Below are 22,270 nucleotides of genomic sequence, written 5' to 3' on the forward strand. Positions count from 1 at the left end.
GTGACTTTCGTCTCACTCCGTGTCGGTGGATGCGCAGTATAGGGAGTTGAGAAATTAGTACAAGCGTTTTTTGCAAAAAAACTCTCAACCGAACAAATAACGAGCACTCTGCATAAATACTCAACGATCTTATCTCTCTTGGTTCTTTTTTCTCTTTCTATCTATATAAAGACGAAAAAAGAGCAGAACGATGACGAACTGCTCTTTTGGTCTTTGCTTTTTATTTGGGGTACTTCAGGTGAAGTCTTGGAAAAGTGTTTCTTCTATATAGAAGAAAAGATCAGAGCATCCTTGCCCTTCTCTTTACGACAGATTAGTTAGGGGTATATCTAAATGTCGTTATTGTTCGATGACGCATTGAGCTCGTAAGAGTGGAGCATGCTTGCATTCCCAATGGCGTCATCTTCGAGAGGAACTTAGTTCTTCAATACTTTTACGGTGTAGCTACCATCTTTTTGTTGGTATAGACCGTGGATGTCGGTTTCGAAACCTGGGTAATGCGCACCGATCTCACAAAGCATTTCTAGGAAGTCCAGCACAGGGCGAGACTCTTGAGTCACCATTTCACCAGGAAGTACTAGTGGCACACCTGGAGGGTAAGGAAGGATCATGTTCGCACTTACGCGGCCAACCATTTCTTCCAGTTTGATTTCTTCGATGTTGCCACGAAGCTCTTCTTGCCATGCTGCGTGTGGTGTTACTTTCATTTCTGGAAGTACATCGAACGCTTTGTACATTAGCTCAGGTAGGTTATATTTCTTAGTTAGGTCATGAATCGCTTGTGCTAGTTCTTGAACACGCATGCCTTCATAAAAGCTTGGGTCTTCGTTGTATAGCGAAGGTAGGAAGCTCTTGATGGTTAGGTTCAAGTCGTAGCCACGTTTAAATTCAGTTAGACCGCGTAGCAATTGCATTGCTTTTGATTTGTCGATACCGATTGAGAATAGGAACAACAAGTTGTATGGACCTGTTTTCTCTACCACGATGCCGCGCTCGTCTAGGAATTTAGCCACCAGCGAAGCAGGAATACCTGATTCTTCTAGTTCGCCTTCTTTATTCATCCCAGGAGTCAGTAGCGTTACTTTGATTGGATCAAGATACATGTGGTTGTCATCCATGTTCTTGAAGCCGTGCCATGTGTCGCTAGGGTCTAGTTTCCAACATTCCGTGGTATCGATGTTTTCTGGTTGCCATACATCGAAGAACCAGCTGTCGCTTTCTGCTTCTAGGCGTTTGATCTCTTTACGGAAGCGGATTGCGCGATCGATAGAGTCTTGCATCAACTTCTTACCAGTGTTGCCGCGCATCATTGCCGCTGCAGTTTCAGTAGAAGCAACAATGCCGTACTGAGGTGAAGTTGAAGTGTGCATCATGAATGCTTCGTTGAAAGATTCTTTATCAAAGTCACCTTTCACGTGAATCATTGAAGCTTGTGAGAACGCAGCCAACAGTTTGTGTGTTGATTGTGTTTCGTAGAACACTTTGCCTGGCATCGCTTCACCACTCATACCACATTTACCTTCGTAAATTGGGTTGAAGTTAGTGTAAGGCACCCAAGCACTGTCGAAGTGGATGTGTTTACAATCTAGCGACTCTTTGATGAATTGTGTGTTGTACAGCAAGCCATCGTAAGTTGAGTTAGTCACTACTGCGTAAGTTGGTGCTGTTGCACCTGGTGTTTTCGCCACTTTCTCTGCAATGACATCGCGGCTGAATTCGCTTTGTGGAATACCACCAAGGATGCCGTATGCGTTACGAGTTGGGCGGAAGTAGATTGGTGTCACGTCGCTCATCATCATTAGGTGAGTCAGAGATTTGTGACAGTTACGGTCAATCAGTACTGTGCTGCCAGCAGGTGCTGAGTACATACCAACGATTTTGTTCGATGTAGACGTACCGTTAGTTACGATGTACGAGCTGTCTGCATTGAATGTGCGTGCGATGTATTCTTCTGCATCTTTATGTGGACCTGAGTGGTCTAGTAGAGAACCTAGTTCAGGCATTGAGATTGATACGTCCGCTTTGAATGTGTTTGGACCGTAAAAATCGTAGAAGATGCTACCAGCAGGGCTTTTCTGGAATGCAGTACCGCCCATGTGACCTGGAGTACAGAAGGTGTATTTACCTTCTTCTACGTATTTGAATAGCGCTTTAGTGAATGGAGGCATGATGGCATCTTTGTATGCCTCAGTCGCTTGGTTGATTTTGATAGCGATGTCGTCAGCCATACCTAAAGCGTACTCGAAGAAGCTCACGTTTAGACGTAGGTCTGTTAGTGAAATGTCTAGAGTAGACTGTTCGTTAGCAAATGCGTGAACAGGCAGTTTTTCGTTGATTTGGCTGATACGTTCACATAGCTCAAGTGAGTATTTATCCCAGTCGAACAACACACCGCAAATGCGTGGGTTCATCTCAATCATTTTGATCAAGTCTTTATCATCTACTGGGTAAACCACTTCGTAGCCCGCTTTCTCAAGAGCAGCGTGAAGTTGACGAACTGGCTCTTCTTTAAAGAACACACCCATGTGGTTCAAGATAGCGAATATATTCATTTGGACATCTCCAAGGCGAATGAGGGCGCTCTTTGCCATTTACAGGCAATGAGTAAGGTGAGCGCCGCGTGAATTTGGGTTTTATGGGCTGGCACCGTAGTGCCAGCGTTTTGGGGATTAGTTGCTTGCTTGGGCAGGCATGTCTTCAGCGTGCATTTTCACGTACTGAGCAAGACCTGCTTTTTTGCTGTAGAACATCAAGATAACTAGAGACACGATGAAGGTTGCTGTTAGCGTACCGCCCTCTGCACCTGCTAGTGCGATGAAGCAGAACAGACAAGCCACACCAGAGAACAGCATTACGAAGCCGTTGCGTGTTGTCATACCTTCGAAGCGAATCAAGTTAATGCTTGAGTAGAAGTAAGGCAGCATTGTTAGTAGAACTGCGTCAGTCGTTAGCTGGTTGAACAGGTCTGATGCGTGTGCTGTTTTAGAGCTGAAGAACATCAGTACAACCATCAGTGCAGTCATCTTGATTGACGCAAGGATTAGACCTTTCTTAGGCACACCGTTTTTGTCAGTTTCGCCGTAGATTTTAGGGAAGTTGCCATCGCTTGCTGCACGTTTACCAGCCTCGCCCACCAGCATCATCCAAGAACCTAGCGAAGTGAAACATGCTAGTGCTGTGAATGCTGATACGAATGGTGCAGTCCAGCTACCGAATAGCTCAGTGGTTGCCAATGCAAATGGCGCACCTGATGCCGCAACTTCTGACGCTGGGAACATGCCGCTGATCATTTGAGTTGATAGGATGTAAATCACACCTGCGATACCAGTACCTAACATAGTTGCTAGTGGTACAGTACGTTTAGGGTTTTCTACCATACCCGTCGATACCGCTGCTGATTCCACACCTACGAATGACCATAGACAGATAAGAACCGCTGTTACTACCGCGTGGCTGTCAGTGCCTGCTGATACGTTCCAGTTTTGGCTGTAAAGCGCAGTATCGAAGTGCGTCCAACCAAATGCAGCTGTACCAACAACTGGGATAAGGATAAGAACTAAACCAAGCGTACATAGACGGCTTACCCAGCTACCACCAAGTAGGTTGACGAAAGTGAAGATCCATACCGATGCAATCGTCGCAATACCTGCTGGAATTGGGTTATTAAGCACAGGGAAGAATACTGAAAGGTAAGAAACACCTGTAATGGCAATAGCCAGGTTACCAATCCAGTTCGCGTGGTAATAAAGAACGCCCGTTTGGAAACCAAATACCGGAGACACTTCGCCAGCATAAGCGATAGGACCACCTTCTTGTGGGTTTTTGGTTGCCAGACGAGCGTAAACGAACGCCAGACTCAGTGCACCGACCAAACAGATCAGCCAACTGAAGATTGAAACAGAGCCTACAGAGGCAAGACTAGAAGGTAATAGTGCAATACCACTACCCATCATGTTACCGGCTACGACACCCGTACAGGCAATAAGGCCGATTTTTTTCGCATTCGATGACATAACATCTCCAAATCTATTCTACTCGAGTCAACATGACTCAAACTGAATGGTTATTAGCGAGATGCTATGAGGAGGAACCTTCTCGACCTCGCTAAATTTCGAAGTGAAGACTACGCCCAAAAATCGGGAAAAAAATAAACTTGGTGTTATCAATAAAATGATTAGTTCATCAACATCAAGTTGAGATAAACATGATAAACACAAAAACATAAAACTATATTATTCATACAGTTACAAGAAAAACATCAAACCTTCTACCGATAGATAAACTCTCATCAACTCGTTGGTCATCGCGATAAAAGTTATCAACCTCTATCAACTTCCCCATCCCGAAGGGTTAATTCCCTGAAGTGTTGATTCCATAAATCTCTCCCTGATCGCGCTTCTTGACCCAAGTCAATATTCATCTCGCATGCAAGAAGGCACCAAAATCATTCTCGCCACATAACTCATCCAGACACTTCATACAATCAATAGAGATAGAGATAGAGATAGAGATAGAGATAGAGATAGAGATAGAGATAGAGATAGAGATAGAGAAGCAAAGCGGGTATGTATTCCCGTTGCAAGCTTGCGTTGTTAGCTCCTTCGTAAGTCATTGCCCCACCGCCTCACCCTTTTCACTTTTCGACAGCGACAAAAAAGCCCCTCACCGAAATGAGGGGCTAGCATTAGACTGACGTTGAGTCCGAGAGAATTAAAGCATTCGAACGACAGAAGGGTGAACGGCGCGATACATGGCGTAATCAATCGCCTTCATGTTACTTGGGAAGACCAAGTTTTCGCACAGCAGGTACGTCTCAACCGACGTATCAATATAGAAAGCTTCACTGTAAGACTCACTGGCTAAATCCAGATCACCATCCAATTCGGCGTGCTTACCGCGAATCACATAGGAAAGCACTGAATCACGTAACCTCAATGCCTGTCCGAGATGCCGCTTGGCTAACGCCATGTCACCAATGATGGTTTCGTGCAGTGCTAAAGCTTCATAAATTCGCGGTTGAATTGGCCCCACCATCATTTTCACATTAGTCTCTAGTGCTTCACTGAGCTGCTGCATTCGCCCTTTCTTCAACTCCTGTGAGAAATCAAGTGCCTTTTGTACATGGTAAGCAATCAACAACTCAGCTTGAACGTAAGCATTATCCGGCTCGATTTCTAAAATGTTTTCCATCAAGTCGATACCTTGGCGGAATTGTTTAGTATCAGAGACATTAAGGTAATGGTTAGCCTGAACAAACAACTCCAACGCGTCGGGATTCATTGGCATTCCCGCCACCAGCATCGTAGATTTCAATTTGGCATCCGATACTTTCAGCACTTGCATCAAATCCAACGACGCTTGTTGAAGCACTGTCTTTAAATGACTACTGGTTAACGCGTATTGACGACTAAACAACACTTTTTCAGATGAGTTATTGCGATATTCCACCTCTAAAAAGCTGCCACCGTCATTCTCACGAACTCTCACCACAACCGATTTACCAGGTACAATGCCAGAAGTAAACGACGCCTTCTTTAGCATGACTCGGTAATCACTGACTTGAGCAATGTCGGACATCAACTTTTGGGCGAATCCGTCTGCCAAATCGTAGCTTAATCCTTCACTCGTAAAATTATCTTGAAACTTGAACTCAATCAGATGGGTATCGATGGCTTGGGTAATACGCACTTCCGATTGCTTGTAGGTAAACACGCCCATCACTACGACCAACATACTGATCCAGATGAAGTTCATAATTCCCAATCGCCAAGGACTGATTTTGTTTTTGCTCTGAGGGGCTTTTTTCTCTTTTGACATCTCGCAGACCGCGCGAGTTAGAGGACCGGCAGGAAAGGTAACGGCTGGTGCTATAGGTAGACAATCCTCTTCCGATTCTTCAACCGAAGGTGGGATCTCTTCATTTTGCCGACTTGTGACAAACTCTTCATGCGTCATAGCAACCACGTTAGCTACCAGCTTATAGCCACGCTTGGGCACCGTGATAACGTAGTTGGTATTTTCCTCTCGACCGTCACGTAGTAGCTTACGCAACTCAAAGATGGATTGAGTCACCACTTGATCGGTCACAATCGCTCCAGCCCAAACGTACTGAATCAATTCCTCGCGGTTGAACACCTCATTCGCATGCTCCGCTAAGAAGTGCAAAAGATTAATTAAGCGTGGCTCAACAGTAACTTCCCTATCTTGTCGATACAGCTTATTTTCATCAACGCTCAAAACCCAGTCATTGATTTGAAAATAGACTCCAACCATGTATGAAAACTCTCGTATCTACAGACAGCGTTACGGTAGGAATCAGACAATGGTCGATTCCTACAAGTAACTAAAGGCAAGATTATAGGTGGGAAAGCAGCGTGTACCTAGAAAAGCAAGTTGCCAAAAATGCAAACTTAAGTTAAGTGATTCAAGAATGAGACTACTCAAGTGCTGCAAGGATAGAGCAATGTGTGGCGTCATCGTCTGTATGACCACAACAAGCATCATTAATCTTCTTCAAAGCTCGGCGAATTTTCGTCAGCTCGTTAATTTTCCCATCAATCAGCTCTAACTTAGCAGAAGTAATGGCTTTTACCTCTGCACAGCTGTGTTCTGTCGCTTCTAACTTAATTTCTAACAGGTCTTTAATTTCATCCAGACTCAAGCCAAGATCTTTACCTTTGAGGATAAAGTGCACCTGCTTTTGATTCTCTTCATCATACAATCGGTAGCCTGACTCACTTCGTCCTGCGGGTTTTATTAGCGCGTTTTTCTCGTAGAAACGCAATGTATCGGCAGTCACACCACAACGTTTTGCCAGTTCACCTATCTGAAACATAACTTTCCCTATTAACTATCTCGTTACTTTTAAAGCTAAAGAACGACTTTTTTGCAATTATTTTTGAGATGCCAAACGATTGCGCGAGCTTTTTTGTAATAAATTGGTTAGAATACGCGCCATCAAATGTGGAGACTGTTTTCTAATCAGAAAACACCCTGCAAAGGTCTTTACCAAAACTGGCCAATATTTTACCCCAAGAGGTAAAAACAAGTTCATTTTTGGCAAACATCTTTAACTCCGTGAATTTGAGGAAAATGGAAGCATGAATAACGCTCGTCCTATTCGCCGTGCGCTTATCAGCGTATCAGACAAAACAGGTATTGTTGAGTTTGCGCAAGCTCTTGCTGAGCGCGGTGTCGATATCCTATCTACTGGTGGTACAGCTCGCCTACTTGCCGAACAAGGCATCGCCGTAACCGAAGTCTCTGACTACACTGGTTTCCCAGAAATGATGGACGGCCGCGTTAAAACGCTTCACCCAAAAGTTCACGGTGGTGTGCTTGGTCGTCGTGGCCAAGATGATGACGTGATGGAAAAGCACGGCATCAACCCTATCGATATGGTTGTCGTAAACCTATACCCATTCGCAGAAACCGTTGCCAAAGAAGGCTGTACACTAGCCGACGCTGTTGAAAACATCGATATCGGCGGCCCAACAATGGTTCGTTCTGCAGCGAAAAACCACAAAGACGTGACTATCGTTGTTAATGCAGGTGATTACGGCCGCGTAATTACAGAGATGGACGCAAACGACAAATCTCTCACTCTCGAAACTCGTTTCGACCTAGCTATCGCAGCATTCGAGCACACAGCATCTTACGACGGCATGATCGCAAACTACTTCGGCACTATGGTTCCATCTTACGGTGAGAACAAAGACGGTGATGAAGAGAGCAAATTCCCTCGTACGTTCAACCAACAGTTCGAGAAGAAGCAAGACATGCGCTACGGTGAGAACAGCCACCAAGCAGCCGCATTCTACGTTGAAGCAAACCAACAAGAAGCATCCGTTTCTACTGCTCGCCAAATCCAAGGTAAAGCCCTTTCTTACAACAACATCGCAGACACGGACGCAGCGCTTGAATGTGTGAAAGAGTTCAACGAGCCAGCATGTGTAATCGTAAAACACGCAAACCCATGCGGTGTTGCTCTAGGTAAAGACATCCTAGAAGCGTACAACCGTGCTTACCAAACTGACCCAACATCTGCATTCGGCGGCATCATTGCATTCAACCAAGAGCTAGATGCAGAAACGGCAACCGCTATTGTTGAGCGTCAATTCGTTGAAGTAATCATCGCACCTTCTGTTTCTGCAGAAGCGATTGAAGTGGTTGCCGCGAAGAAGAACGTGCGTCTACTTGAGTGTGGCGAATGGACAACTAAGACAACTGGCTTTGACGTGAAACGCGTGAATGGCGGTCTACTGGTTCAAGACCGTGACCAAGGCATGGTAAGCCTAGACGACCTAAAAGTGGTTTCTAAGCGCCAGCCAACAGAAGAAGAGCTGAAAGATGCACTGTTTTGCTGGAAAGTAGCGAAATACGTGAAATCTAACGCGATCGTTTACTCGAAAAGCGACATGACTATCGGTGTAGGTGCTGGCCAAATGAGCCGCGTTTACTCTGCGAAAATCGCGGGCATCAAAGCTGCAGACGAAGGTCTACAGGTTGAAGGTTGTGTAATGGCATCAGATGCATTCTTCCCATTCCGTGACGGTATCGACGCGGCTGCAGAAGCGGGCATCAAGTGTGTTATCCAACCAGGTGGTTCTATGCGTGATGACGAAGTTATTGCAGCAGCAGACGAACACGGCATGGCGATGATCTTTACCGGTATGCGTCACTTCCGCCACTAATTTAAAACACAGAATACAGAGCGGATGATAGCTCTTCTGTATTCTGTTAACGAAACGTTCTGTATTCTTATCACCACCGTGATAAAAAGGATTAAAAATGAATGTATTAATTATCGGTTCAGGTGGTCGTGAACATGCGCTAGGCTGGAAAGCGGCACAAAACCCAAATGTTGAGACTATCTTCGTTGCACCAGGCAACGCTGGTACGGCTCTAGAACCAAAACTAGAAAACGTAAACATCGATGTAGAAGACATCGCTGGCCTTGTTGCTTTCGCCAAAGAGAAGGCGATTGAACTGACTATCGTTGGCCCAGAAGCACCATTGGTTATTGGTGTGGTTGATGCTTTCCGCGAAGCAGGTTTGCCAATCTTCGGCCCGACCCAAGTAGCAGCACAGCTTGAAGGCTCTAAAGCATTTACTAAAGACTTCCTTGCTCGTCACCAAATCCCAACGGGTGCTTACGCGAACTTTACTGAAATCGAACCAGCACTTGCTTACGTACGTGAACAAGGTGCACCGATTGTGGTGAAAGCAGATGGCCTTGCTGCTGGTAAAGGTGTGATTGTGGCAATGACGCTAGAAGAAGCAGAAGATGCAATCAAAGACATGCTCGCAGGTAACGCTTTTGGTGACGCTGGCAGCCGTGTAGTGATTGAAGAATTCCTGGACGGTGAAGAAGCAAGCTTCATCGTGATGGTTGATGGTGAGAACGTTCTGCCAATGGCCACCAGCCAAGATCACAAGCGCGTAGGCGACAAAGATACAGGCCCTAACACGGGTGGCATGGGGGCATACTCGCCTGCTCCAGTCGTGACACAGGAAATCCACAACCGCATCATGGAAGAAGTGATTTACCCAACCGTACGCGGCATGGCTTCTGAAGGTCATCCTTACACAGGTTTCCTATACGCAGGCCTAATGATCGACAAAGACGGTACACCTAAAGTGATTGAGTATAACTGTCGTTTTGGTGATCCAGAAACGCAACCGATCATGATGCGTATGCAATCCGATCTCGTTGATCTATGTTTAACTGCGATTGACCAAAAACTGGATCAAGTGGAATCAAAATGGGATCCACGAGCATCGATTGGTATCGTGCTAGCAGCCGGTGGTTATCCAGCAGCGTACAACAAAGGCGACGTTATTTCGGGTCTGCCACAAGTTGAAATTGAAGGCGAAAAAGTCTTCCATGCTGGTACAGATAACAAAGATGGCGACATCGTGACAAACGGTGGTCGTGTTCTTTGTGCAACCGCACTTGGCAACAGTGTATCAGAAGCGCAGCAGCGTGCTTACGAGCTTGCAAAACAGATCAGTTGGGATGGCATGTTCCATCGCAACGACATCGGCTACCGTGCAATTGCACGTGAGCAAGAAAAATAAAAACAACATAAGTTGGCTAAAAAACAAAAGGCGCACTCAGCGCCTTTTTTTATTGTTCTTGTTCGACAGAATTCGAAGCAATGTTTATTCAGAGATCAACTTTGGCCGAGAAACACAATCAAAGTCATCGTCATTGAGCATCAACAGTTCATCGACCATTGCTTTGTTTCGTGACTGCTTGCCGACAAAAGCCACATAACTGTCTACCGATGAGAGACGCTCGATAATAAATTTTGGCAGCGTCTGATTAAACTCGAGTGTCGAGAACACCTTACCTTTGCAGGTTTCAAACGATTGACCATTCCAATAACCTTGAATAAGGCTCTGATTGTTACGAGACTGCGCCTTAACCGATGCCACTACGTCATTCGCTTCTGCTTTGTAGCGCTCTAATTGGTCATGCTGGAGTGGTAAGACTTTACGGTTAACACGATATTGTTGGTAAACCGCTTCGCCATCTTTATTGAAACGGATGTGGATTTGAAAAGGCACCAACTCTTGTTTGGTATCAACTTGCTCGCCTTTTCGAATCAACTCTCGCAACTCACCTTCGTCCCAGCGATAATCACTCTGGAACCAACCATTGTCCCCCATAGTCACATAATCAGCCGCCGTACTCACACGAGTGAGTTTCTCTGTCATCCAGTACAAGCTGCTAGCATCTCCCGCAACTTTACCACCAGAAAAATGCGTGAATTGTTCTAAATTAGGAGTTTCAACCGATGAACAGCCAAAAAGGGTAAGGCTAGATAGGAGAAGTGAAGTGAGTAGATGTTTTTTCATGAAATTGCACCGAGGCAGGATACCTCGGTGCATTCTAACTTAGTTTACTGATTCTTTCAGCGCTTTACCTGCTACGAATGCTGGTACGTTAGCTGCTGCGATTTGAATCTCGTCACCAGTCTTAGGGTTACGACCAGTACGTGCAGCGCGGTGGTTTACTTTGAATGTACCAAAACCAATTAGTTGAACTTGGTCACCCTCTTTAAGTGCGCCAGTTACACCATCAAGAGTCGCTTCAAGAGCAGCTTTTGCTTGTGCTTTTGATAGGTCTGCTTTCTCTGCGATAAAGTCGATTAATTGGGTCTTGTTCATTAGGTTTCCCTTCTCATAGGTTATCGAATTCGTCTCACTCTAAAACATAAATGCCCCATCTGGCAAAGGTTTGTAAGCGATCTTTCGATTTTCTGACGTACTTTTAGCCATAATATGAGTAATAACTCACAATTTGTTACCACATACCCCCTGAAAACCCTTGCTTTCCAAGGTATTTGGACCAATTTATAAGTCACTTTTGCGGTTATAATAGCTGCAAATAACCACTATCAAACTACATTCAAGGGCAACTATGCTGCTGTTATCCATTTATATCTCTATTGCAATCGGCATTTCGTTTATCTGTTCGGTGCTGGAGGCGGTACTGCTGAGTATCAGTCCGAGCTACATTGCGCAGCTCAATCAACAGGGGCATCCCGCAGCTGGGCAATTGGCTAAGCTGAAATCAGATATCGACCGACCACTGGCATCTATTCTGACTTTAAACACCATCGCTCACACTATCGGCGCGGCCACTGCTGGTGCACAAGCTGCGGTTGTATTTGGTAGCGAAGCATTAGGTATCTTTTCGGCAGTGCTGACATTGGCGATCTTAGTGCTTTCAGAAATCGTACCGAAGACGATTGGCGCGACCTACTGGCGTCAGTTGGCACCCACTGCCGCGGTCGCATTGCGTTGGATGGTATGGGCGCTTACACCCTTTGTTTGGTTCTCAGAGCAAATCACCAAGCGTCTTGCTCGTAACCACGAAGCTCCAAAGATGCGTGATGAGCTGTCTGCAATGGCGATTCTGGCACGTGAAAGCGGTGAGTTTGCCGAGGGTGAATCAAAAATCTTAAGCAACTTGCTTGGCATCCAAGATGTACCCGTAACGCAGGTTATGACGCCACGACCAGTAGTATTCCGTGTCGATGCCACAATGACCATCAATGAGTTCCTAGAAAAACACAAAGATACGCCTTTCTCACGCCCATTGGTTTACAGCGAACAGAAAGATAACATCATTGGTTTTGTGCATCGCCTTGAGTTGTTCAAACTACAACAATCAGGTTGTGGACAGAAACAGTTGGGAGCAATCATGCGCCCAATTCAAGTGGTGCTAAACAATACCACTTTACCTAAAGTATTCGACCAGATGATGACTCATCGCTTACAGCTGGCACTTGTTGTTGATGAATACGGTACCGTGCTAGGTTTGGTAACGTTGGAAGATATTTTTGAACACCTCGTAGGCGAGGAGATCATCGACGAAGCAGATAAAAGCACTGACATGCAGGAGCTGGCTTACCAACGCTGGGAAAGCTGGAAAGAAATGCACGGCGTAATCGAAAGCCGCGATGACGATGAAGAAGATAACGAGCTGGAGAAGCAGGATAAAGAGCCAGAAGCTCAAGAGCCACCGAAACCCGACTCGAAAGAATCGTAATCAGCATTAGGTATAACAGCTTAAACGCACAAACAAAAAAGGCATCCAGTTAGGATGCCTTTTTCTATTTATTCAACAATTAAAGTGCAATACCGATGTTGCTCACACCTTCTTCACGTAGCTCTTCACGCAAATCTTTAATCAAGCTGATGTCACGTTCTACCGCTTCACGCAGCGGACGGAAGATAGCCCACTGGACGTCCCACTCTTCACATACGGCTTCGTTTTCTTTCTGGTTGTCGTTAGTGATTGGCTCTGCGCCTTGTGCTTGCTCTAGATCAGCAACGGTTTGTACCGACTGTTGACTCACTTTAAGCATTGAATCGAAAAGGTAATCGCGGTCCAATAGACCATGCAGTAACGTAGACAAACCCTGACACGCGTCCATCGCTGGGTAAACGCCGTAAAAATCGAACTCATCCGCACTTGGGAACAACTCTTCTAACTTCTCCAATTGACGTTCGAAGTTAATTTTCGCGTTCTTAACTGTCAAAATTTCCCATACACTATCAAGAATCGCTCGGTAAGCACGCGGGTCAGCAAATTCTGTATTCTCACAAAACATCGCATAGTTTGGATACATGCGTTCACACAGACACGCCATAAAGGTAATTTGTTGCCAAGGTTCTAGTTTTTCTAAACGAACCTGAAGAGGATTCTTAAGCATAGTCACTCAATCATTGAAGAAAAAAACAGCGAAAGTGTACTTGATTCATCACAGGGAAAAAAGTTAATGCCGCATTCAAATCAGATTTTCCTGCTCTCAGAGCATCGCGACACCTACAAAACGTTACTGGCAGAGAAAAATCTGCCCGATCTTTGCCTCACCGACCAACCAGAAGCCGCTCAGATCGTACTAGCGGATCCACCCTTACTATCACAAAGCTTAGACGAATTTTCACAGCTTGAATGGGTGCAATCCACGTTTGCTGGTGTCAACGCCTTAACATCCCCTAGCCTTCGTCAGGACTATACTCTAACTAACGTTCGAGGCATCTTTGGTCCACTGATTGCTGAATATGTTTTGGGTTACAGTATTGCCCATTACCGCCACTTTGCCCGATACCACCAGCAACAACAAAACAAACAATGGCAGCCTCACCTATACACGTCATTACAAAGTAAAACCATGGTAATTCTTGGTACCGGTAGCATTGGGGGCTATCTGGGCAACGCCGCTAAAGCAATGGGGATAAAAACTATCGGTATTAACCGCACAGGTATCCCGACTTCAGGCGGCGAGTTTCATCAGACCTTTCATATCAATGAACTAAGTAAGGCATTTGAGCAAGCCGACATCGTTGTGAATACTCTACCAAGTACACCTGAGACGCGACAGTTACTTAATCGTCAAACGCTCAGCCAACTAAATCAGGCGTTATTGTTTAACGTAGGTCGTGGCGACGTATTGGATGAGGCAGGGTTGCTCTTCGCTCTGAAAAACCGTTGGGTAGAACACGCCTTCTTAGATGTGTTTGAGCAAGAACCGTTATCGGTAGAGCATCCGTTTTGGAAACTACCGCAAGTCACCATCACTCCACACATTGCTGCGCTGAGTTTTCCCGAGCAAGTCATCGAGATTTTTGCTGACAACTATCTACGCTGGCGCGATGGGTTTTCATTAAATTATCAAGTGGATTTCGAAAAGGGTTACTGAGAATGTCGTTAGACGAGCTATTGCAGCAAGTGAGGGCCTGCCAGATATGCGCGGATAATTTACCTTTGGGCGCAAACCCTGTCGTACAAGCCGCAAAAGGGGCACGCATCCTAATCATCGGTCAGGCCCCTGGCACACGTGCACACAAAACCTCGATACCTTGGAATGACCCAAGTGGTGATCGATTACGCCAATGGCTCGATATCGACAAAGACGTTTTCTACGACCCAAATAAAATTGCCATTGTCCCAATGGGATTCTGTTATCCAGGCAAAGGGAACTCTGGGGATTTACCGCCTCGTAAAGAATGTGCGCCCACTTGGCATAAAAAGATTCATGAGCAGCTGCCCAATATAGAGCTCACTCTACTAATTGGTCAGTACTCGCAGCAGTACTATCTCACCAACAAACCAAAGACGCTCACACAAACCGTTCAGCAATGGCAAGATTGGGAACCAGACTTTATCCCTCTCCCTCACCCATCTCCACGCAATACATTGTGGTTAAAGAAGAACCCTTGGTTTGAATCTGACGTCGTGCCATACCTTAAAAAACGCGTTCACTCGATGCTTTAGGTTACCCATGATCTAATTGCTTGTTTATCTGTACAAGAAAATTAGAACATAAAAGCAGAAATCATAAGTATTTGTTTATATTAAACTTTAATATCTAGTGTACAGCTAGAGTAGTAATTAGATCATGGTAGGCCAAATACTACTAGAGCTGTACAGCCTTGAGTCTCAGATAGGAAAAATGAATTTTAGGCAAAAAAATACCGGCACTGAATGCCGGCATTTGATTTCAAAAGATCTAACTTACTTGTGGTATGGCTTAGATAGCTCGTGTACCGCTTCCACAAATACGCCCGCGTTTTCTGGCGGCACATCCAAATGGATACCGTGACCTAGGTTGAACACATGACCAGTACCTGCATCACCAAAACCTTCTAGAATACCCGCGACTTCTTCACGGATACGCTCTGGTGAAGCGTAAAGCATTGATGGGTCCATGTTACCTTGCAGAGCCACTTTATCACCGATACGTGCTTTCGCGTCTGCAATGTTGATTGTCCAGTCTAGACCAACCGCATCACAGCCCGTTGCTGCGATTTGCTCAAGCCACATGCCGCCATTCTTAGTAAACAGTGTGACTGGCACGCGACGACCGTCGTTTTCACGAATCAGACCATCTACAATCTTGTGCATGTATTGCAGTGAGAACAGATTGTAATCACGAGGCGTTAGTACGCCACCCCATGTGTCAAATACCATTACCGATTGCGCACCCGCTTTAATTTGCGCGTTTAAGTACTCGATAACGCTGTCTGCCAGCTTATCTAGAAGTAGGTGCAGAGTTTGTGGTTCCGCGTACATCATCTTCTTGATCTTGGTAAACGCTTTAGAGCTACCACCTTCGATCATATACGTCGCAAGAGTCCAAGGACTACCAGAAAAACCAATCAGCGGCACTTCACCCTTCAGGTCTTTACGGATCTGGCGTACTGCGTTCATTACGTATTGCAGTTCACCTTCAGGATCTGGCAAACCAATTTTTTCCACGTCGGCTTTGCATGTAATTGGGTTATCAAAAACAGGTCCTTCACCCGCAGCAAAACGCAAACCAAGCCCCATTGCATCTGGAATCGTTAAGATGTCCGAGAATAAGATCGCGGCATCAAGAGGAAAACGGCGTAATGGTTGAAGTGTCACTTCGGATGCTAATTCTGCATTTCGACACAAAGACATGAAATCACCCGCTTCTGCACGAGTCACTTTGTATTCTGGTAGGTAACGACCTGCCTGGCGCATCATCCATACTGGCGTGTAATCTACCGGCTCTTTTAAAAGCGCACGCAGATAACGATCATTTTTTAATTCAGTCATTCCGTAATTCCAACTGTTAGGCTTTCTGTGAAAGGGGGTATTCTATCACTGATTTAAGTCCAATAGCTGTGTGCTTTGCAACCTGGATCAAGTTATTAACTTTTAAATCAATGCTTAATTTGCACCCAATCGGTATCAGTGTTAAAAATTTGTTCGCTAGCGAAAACTACAATTATAAACTGAGTACTTAGTACTCAGCATCTCATAACGACATCTTACTTACCCCCTCCCTCTCGGAGGGTTTTTTTTATCTATTTATCAGATAATTAGTGTCTATATCTTTCAGCGTCTGCTCGATAAGTGCTCTTGCAATCGTTCCTTTAGGCGCAACAGGCGGCATCTCGTCGATACCAAACCATTGTGCATCAGACAGCTCAGTGTAGTCTGGACTTAACTCTCCCGATTCATAGTCAGCTAAAAACCCCATCATCATACTGGATGGGAAAGCCCAAGGCTGGCTGCCAAAGTAACGAATATTTTTAACGAGAATTCCCGTTTCTTCATGAATTTCTCGAGCCACGCACTCTTCTAAGGTCTCACCGACTTCAAGAAAACCCGCAATAACCGTATACATACCATTTCGATGCCTTGGATGTTGGGCTAATAAAATCTGATTTTCTTTACGTACAGCAACGATAATACACGGAAATATTCTAGGATAATGAAGGGTGCGACATTCACCACACTGCATGGCTAACTGGTTATTATTAAGAAAGTTCCTTCCTCCGCACTGTGGACAAAAGCGCAAACTTTGCGTCATGTGCCCATATTGCACAGCTTTACTTAACAACATAAATAATGGCTCAGGAAAATGCAGGCAGTCACGCAGGGATACTAAGGGTAGATCATGCTCTAAATCGGCCAAGTTAAGCCACAAGACGGGCGAACCAGAATACTCACCAATGGGTCTTGCACTCGTTACTGGCAGTGATAACTGCTCTGCAGACCCGAAGGGCACAGCACCATCCACCAGCCAAATTTCACTTCCTGCAACAACACACCAGTATGCATTTATCGCGCGGTTAACATCACCTTTTCTTAACATTACACCATCCCTTTGCTTGAAGTTCGTTCATTTTACTGGCAATCTAATTTCATACTAGAGTTTATCGTTAAGTAAATGTGCACTCTAAATTCTAGTAAGGACAAGAGTTTGTAATAACTTTACTAACTTTGCTTTGCAAAGGATACGTTCGCCGATGGGCGATCAGATCATGAGGGCATGGTCATGCTAAGAAAATTCAAACAAACACAAGACCAGTGGGGTGGCTCAAGTGATGTCATTGATCACTGGTTAGAGACACGACAATCCCTGATTGTTGAATATTGTAAGCTTGCAGCGCTGCAACCTTGTTCGAAAACCAATGTTATTGAACTCCCATCTCCTTCCGAACTGCAGGATTTCTGTCAGCACCTCGTTGATTACATCTCCGAAGGCCACTTTAAAATTTATGACATGGTTATGGACCGTTGGAAAGCAACCGGCTTTGTCGTGACTAATGAGATCAATCAAACCTATGGTCAAATTGTTCTAACGACTGAACCATTATTGAACTTTAACGATAAGTACTCAGAAGTGACTGAAGATGATGAATTAAATGATTTCGATTCTGATATGTGTCTCATTGGGGAAATTCTTGAGACTCGCTTTGAAGTCGAGGACTATTTGATACAGCAAATCGCAGAAAGCCTGTCTATGCCACCTGGAGCTTAGTATTTGCAAACATTCAGAAATAGAGTGAGAGAAAAGACTGACGATCATCGTCGGTCTTTTTTGTTTCTAGCTTTATCGAAAATCCCACCGGAAGAACAAAGTAGTATAAAAAACTAAAAAGGCACCCGAAGGTGCCTTTTTCTTAAGCTTTTAACGATTACTCGTTATATGACTTACTCTTCAGAAGAGAAACCAGCGTTTAGAAGTGCCGCTAGGTTATCCGTTGCTTGCTCAGCAGAAGGACCATCTTGCGCTTCAGAACGTTTAGCTTGACGCTCTTGGTGGTATGCGAAACCAGTACCAGCTGGGATCAGACGACCAACAATTACGTTCTCTTTCAGACCACGTAGGTCATCACGCTTACCAGAAACCGCAGCTTCTGTTAGTACGCGAGTTGTCTCCTGGAACGATGCCGCAGAGATGAACGACTCAGTCGCTAGAGATGCTTTAGTAATACCTAGTAGTTCACGTTCGAAACGTGCAGGCTCTTTGCCTTCAGCTTCTAGGTTACGGTTAGCGATCTTAACTTGTGAGTACTCAATCTGTTCACCAGGTAGGAACTCAGAGTCACCAGAGTGAGTAATAGTACACTTACGTAGCATCTGACGAACGATAGTTTCAATGTGCTTATCGTTAATCTTAACGCCTTGTAGACGGTAAACTTCCTGTACTTCGTTAGCAATGTACTGCGTTACCGCGTGTACGCCACGTAGACGTAGGATGTCATGTGGAGACTCTGGACCATCTGCGATCACATCACCACGTTCAACTTTTTCACCTTCGAATACGTTCAACTGACGATGCTTAGGAATCATCTCTTCGTAAGCTTCACCGCTTTCACGTGTGATCACTAGGCGACGTTTACCTTTCGTCTCTTTACCAAAGCTCACAGTACCTGTGTGCTCAGCAAGGATTGCAGGCTCTTTCGGCTTACGTGCTTCAAATAGGTCAGCAACTCGTGGAAGACCACCGGTGATATCTTTGTTACCGCCAGACTTCTGAGGAATACGAGCTAGTGTTGCACCAACACCTACTGCTGCGCCATCTTCGATGTTCACAATCGCTTTACCAGGTAGGAAGTAGTGAGCTGGCATATCAGTACCAGGGATCATTACATCGTTACCTTGCTCGTCAACAAGTTTGATAGCTGGACGCATATCTTTACCTGCTGAAGGGCGAGCTGCTGGGTCAGTTACTTCGCTTGAAGATAGACCAGTTAGGTCATCAGTTTGACGAGATACTGTTACGCCGTCGATCATATCTACGAACTGGATGCGACCTGCTACCTCAGTAATGATAGGTAGTGTGTGCGCTTCCCAGTTTGCAACTGTTTCGCCAGCTTGAACTGTATCACCATCGCCTTTGCTTAGTAGCGTACCGTAAGGCAGTTTGTGCTTCTCTTTAGTACGACCAAACTCATCAACGATAGTTAACTCTGTCGCACGAGAAGTGATAACGATCTTACCGTCATCAGCCAATACAGATTTAGCGTTGTGTAGCTTGATAGAACCGTTGTTCTTAACTTGAACACTGTTCTCTGCCGCTGCTGTCGATGCCGCACCACCGATGTGGAACGTACGCATCGTTAGCTGTGTACCTGGCTCACCGATAGACTGAGCAGCAATAACACCCACTGCTTCACCTTGGTTCACTAGGTGACCACGTGCTAGGTCACGACCGTAACATTGTGCACAACAACCGAAGTCAGAATCACACGTTACTACAGAGCGCACTTTCATGCTGTCTACTGAGTTCTCTTCCATGATTTGACACCACTTCTCATCGATCAGGGTGTTACGTGGAATAAGAACGTCTTCAGTGCCAGGTTTTAGTACGTCTTCAGCAACAACACGACCAAGAGCAAGCTCAGAAAGTGCAACTTTAACATCACCACCCTCGATGTGAGGCATCATGTCGACACCTTCGTGAGTGCCACAGTCATGTTCAGTTACAACAACGTCTTGAGCAACGTCTACTAGACGACGAGTTAGGTAACCCGAGTTCGCTGTTTTCAGTGCCGTATCCGCAAGACCCTTACGAGCACCGTGCGTTGAGATAAAGTACTGAAGTACGTTTAGACCTTCTTTAAAGTTCGCTGTGATCGGCGTTTCGATGATTGAACCATCTGGACGCGCCATCAGACCACGCATACCCGCAAGCTGACGAATCTGTGCTGCAGAACCACGAGCGCCCGAGTCCGCCATCATATAGATGCTGTTGAATGACTCTTGCTGTTCCTCTTCACCGTCACGGTTAACTACCGTTTCAGATGAAAGGTTTTCCATCATTGCTTTCGCAACACGGTCGTTGGTCGATGCCCAGATATCGATAACTTTGTTGTAGCGTTCGCCCGCAGTAACAAGACCTGATTGGTACTGTTCCTGGATTTCACGTACTTCTTCTTCCGCTTCTGCGATTTCAGTGTACTTAGCTGCTGGTACAACCATATCGTCGATACCAACAGATACACCAGAAAGTGCCGCGTATGCGAAACCTGTGTACATGATTTGGTCAGCGAAGATTACTGTGTCTTTCAGACCTAGTTTACGGTACGCCTCGTTAAGTAGGTTAGAGATTTGCTTCTTACCTAGCTTTTGGTTAACGATGCTGTACGGTAGACCAGCTGGCACGATTTGCCATAGCATTGCACGACCAACAGTGGTGTCTACCATCTTGGTTTCTGTAGTGCTGTTGCCGTCTTCGTCTACAACAGTTTCTGTAATACGTACTTTAACGCGTGCGTGAAGCTCAGCTTGTTTAGTGCGGTATGCTTTCTCAGCCTCTTCTGGGCCAGAAAGGTACATGCCTTCACCTTTCACGTTGATCTTTTCACGAGTCATGTAGTACAGACCCAATACAACGTCCTGAGAAGGTACGATGATCGGATCACCTGACGCTGGCGACAGAATGTTGTTTGTCGACATCATCAGAGTACGAGCTTCAAGTTGTGCCTCTAGAGTTAGAGGTACGTGAACCGCCATTTGGTCACCATCGAAGTCCGCGTTGTACGCCGCACAAACAAGTGGGTGTAGCTGAATCGCTTTACCTTCGATCAGTACTGGTTCGAACGCCTGAATACCTAGACGGTGAAGTGTCGGTGCACGGTTCAATAGTACTGGGTGTTCACGGATTACTTCGTCTAGGATATCCCAAACGACCGCTTCTTCACGCTCTACCATTTTCTTAGCAGCTTTGATTGTAGTCGCAAGACCACGAGTCTCTAGCTTGCTGTAGATGAATGGTTTGAATAGCTCAAGTGCCATCTTCTTAGGAAGACCACACTGGTGTAGACGAAGGTATGGACCTACTGTGATTACAGAACGGCCAGAGTAGTCTACACGTTTACCTAGAAGGTTCTGACGGAAACGACCTTGTTTACCCTTGATCATATCAGCAAGAGATTTCAGAGGACGCTTGTTAGAACCTGTGATCGCACGACCACGACGACCGTTATCTAGTAGCGCATCAACAGACTCTTGCAGCATACGTTTTTCGTTACGTACGATGATGTCCGGAGCAGCTAGCTCTAGAAGACGCTTCAAACGGTTGTTACGGTTGATCACACGACGGTATAGATCGTTAAGATCAGAAGTCGCAAAGCGACCGCCATCTAGAGGTACTAGAGGACGTAGATCTGGCGGAAGTACTGGAAGTACAGTTAGGATCATCCACTCAGGGTTGTTACCCGATGCGATGAACGCTTCTACCAGCTTAAGACGCTTAGTTACTTTCTTACGCTTAGTTTCAGAGTTTGTTGTCTCTAACTCTTCACGCATTTGTTCTGCTTCAGCGTGCATATCCATAGAACCTAGTAGGTCCTTGATAGCTTCCGCACCCATCTTAGCAGTGAACTCGTCGCCCCACTCTTCTAGACGATCTAGATACTCTTCTTCAGTAAGCATCTGACCTTTTTCTAGATCAGTCATACCAGGCTCTGTTACTACGTACATTTCGAAGTACAGAACGCGTTCGATATCACGTAGAGGGATATCCATTAGTAGACCGATACGAGACGGTAGCGATTTTAGGAACCAGATGTGAGCTACTGGTGAAGCCAGTTCAATGTGGCCCATACGGTCACGACGAACTTTAGTTTGTGTAACTTCTACACCACACTTCTCACAGATAACACCACGGTGCTTCAGGCGCTTGTACTTACCACAAAGACATTCGTAGTCTTTAACTGGACCAAAGATACGCGCACAGAACAGACCATCGCGTTCAGGTTTGAACGTACGATAGTTGATCGTTTCAGGTTTTTTAACTTCACCGAAAGACCATGAACGGATCATGTCTGGTGAAGATAGACCGATTTTGATTGCATCAAATTCTTCGGTCTTATGCTGTGCTTTTAGAAAGTTTAATAAGTCTTTCACAATCAGCTCCTGTAAGGAGTTAAAAGGAGCTCACTCGCTAAAGTGAGCACCTTCTTCCAAATAATCGCTTTGATTCTC

16 protein-coding genes are annotated in these 22,270 nt (G+C 45.4%); 6 read left to right on the top strand and 10 right to left on the bottom strand.

Annotated elements, in window-relative coordinates:
* Positions 1–416: 416 nt before the first annotated feature.
* The 4 genes from R8N28_RS22145 to zntR form a co-directional block, all read right to left on the bottom strand.
* On the bottom strand, positions 417–2,552 hold the full coding sequence (locus R8N28_RS22145) for a lysine decarboxylase CadA (protein WP_017635553.1): 2,136 nt from the start codon (positions 2,550–2,552) through the stop codon (positions 417–419).
* Between the two features lie 117 nt (positions 2,553–2,669).
* The gene (gene cadB, locus R8N28_RS22150) at positions 2,670–4,013 is read right to left on the bottom strand and encodes a cadaverine/lysine antiporter (protein ID WP_017635552.1); all 1,344 of its coding nucleotides are present in this window, start codon (positions 4,011–4,013) and stop codon (positions 2,670–2,672) included.
* Positions 4,014–4,710: 697 nt separating this feature from the next.
* The gene (gene cadC, locus R8N28_RS22155) at positions 4,711–6,273 is read right to left on the bottom strand and encodes a lysine decarboxylation/transport transcriptional activator CadC (protein ID WP_065275609.1); all 1,563 of its coding nucleotides are present in this window, start codon (positions 6,271–6,273) and stop codon (positions 4,711–4,713) included.
* 163 nt (positions 6,274–6,436) lie between these two features.
* Positions 6,437–6,835 carry a Zn(2+)-responsive transcriptional regulator gene (gene zntR / locus R8N28_RS22160; protein WP_005382529.1) on the bottom strand — a complete coding sequence of 133 codons (399 nt, stop codon included), beginning with the start codon at positions 6,833–6,835 and terminating at the stop codon, positions 6,437–6,439.
* A 265-nt stretch (positions 6,836–7,100) separates the two neighbouring features.
* Between zntR and purH the strand changes: the two genes are divergently transcribed.
* Together purH and purD are read left to right on the top strand one after the other, a co-directional pair.
* Entirely contained in the window at positions 7,101–8,693 is a 1,593-nt protein-coding gene (gene purH, locus R8N28_RS22165; RefSeq protein WP_017635551.1) for a bifunctional phosphoribosylaminoimidazolecarboxamide formyltransferase/IMP cyclohydrolase, read from the top strand.
* A 97-nt stretch (positions 8,694–8,790) separates the two neighbouring features.
* A complete protein-coding gene (gene purD, locus R8N28_RS22170) occupies positions 8,791–10,080 on the top strand; it encodes a phosphoribosylamine--glycine ligase (protein ID WP_065275608.1) in 1,290 nt (429 codons plus the stop codon).
* Positions 10,081–10,164: 84 nt separating this feature from the next.
* On the opposite strand, the gene R8N28_RS22175 is transcribed toward purD, so the two are convergent.
* The gene (locus R8N28_RS22175) at positions 10,165–10,863 is read right to left on the bottom strand and encodes a DUF1481 domain-containing protein (protein ID WP_053303483.1); all 699 of its coding nucleotides are present in this window, start codon (positions 10,861–10,863) and stop codon (positions 10,165–10,167) included.
* A gap of 39 nt (positions 10,864–10,902) precedes the next feature.
* A complete protein-coding gene (hupA, locus tag R8N28_RS22180; RefSeq protein WP_005382524.1) occupies positions 10,903–11,175 on the bottom strand; it encodes a nucleoid-associated protein HU-alpha in 273 nt (90 codons plus the stop codon).
* Between the two features lie 253 nt (positions 11,176–11,428).
* On the opposite strand from hupA, the gene R8N28_RS22185 reads away from it, so the two are divergent.
* Complete coding sequence (locus tag R8N28_RS22185) at positions 11,429–12,562, top strand: hemolysin family protein (RefSeq protein ID WP_065275607.1); 1,134 nt, start codon at positions 11,429–11,431, stop codon at positions 12,560–12,562.
* A 79-nt stretch (positions 12,563–12,641) separates the two neighbouring features.
* On the opposite strand, the gene R8N28_RS22190 is transcribed toward R8N28_RS22185, so the two are convergent.
* Complete coding sequence (locus tag R8N28_RS22190) at positions 12,642–13,229, bottom strand: YjaG family protein (protein ID WP_005382520.1); 588 nt, start codon at positions 13,227–13,229, stop codon at positions 12,642–12,644.
* A 66-nt stretch (positions 13,230–13,295) separates the two neighbouring features.
* Between R8N28_RS22190 and R8N28_RS22195 the strand changes: the two genes are divergently transcribed.
* Positions 13,296–14,219 (top strand): D-2-hydroxyacid dehydrogenase, encoded by a 924-nt coding sequence (locus R8N28_RS22195; RefSeq protein ID WP_053350802.1) that lies wholly within the window; start codon positions 13,296–13,298, stop codon positions 14,217–14,219.
* Between the two features lie 2 nt (positions 14,220–14,221).
* Positions 14,222–14,794: a uracil-DNA glycosylase family protein gene (locus R8N28_RS22200; protein ID WP_065275606.1), complete on the top strand. Its 573-nt coding sequence runs from the start codon at positions 14,222–14,224 to the stop codon at positions 14,792–14,794.
* Between the two features lie 240 nt (positions 14,795–15,034).
* On the opposite strand, the gene hemE is transcribed toward R8N28_RS22200, so the two are convergent.
* On the bottom strand, positions 15,035–16,102 hold the full coding sequence (hemE, locus tag R8N28_RS22205; RefSeq protein WP_065275605.1) for a uroporphyrinogen decarboxylase: 1,068 nt from the start codon (positions 16,100–16,102) through the stop codon (positions 15,035–15,037).
* A 247-nt stretch (positions 16,103–16,349) separates the two neighbouring features.
* Complete coding sequence (gene nudC / locus R8N28_RS22210) at positions 16,350–17,147, bottom strand: NAD(+) diphosphatase (RefSeq protein ID WP_053350803.1); 798 nt, start codon at positions 17,145–17,147, stop codon at positions 16,350–16,352.
* A gap of 177 nt (positions 17,148–17,324) precedes the next feature.
* Here nudC and R8N28_RS22215 point away from each other — a divergent pair, with 177 nt between their 5' ends.
* Positions 17,325–17,816: an Rsd/AlgQ family anti-sigma factor gene (locus R8N28_RS22215; protein ID WP_005382515.1), complete on the top strand. Its 492-nt coding sequence runs from the start codon at positions 17,325–17,327 to the stop codon at positions 17,814–17,816.
* A 173-nt stretch (positions 17,817–17,989) separates the two neighbouring features.
* On the opposite strand, the gene rpoC is transcribed toward R8N28_RS22215, so the two are convergent.
* Positions 17,990–22,192, bottom strand: a complete 4,203-nt coding sequence (gene rpoC / locus R8N28_RS22220; protein ID WP_005382514.1) for a DNA-directed RNA polymerase subunit beta' — start codon at positions 22,190–22,192, stop codon at positions 17,990–17,992.
* Positions 22,193–22,270 lie beyond the last annotated feature (78 nt).

The sequence above is a fragment of the Vibrio sp. Vb1554 genome (assembly GCF_033344235.1).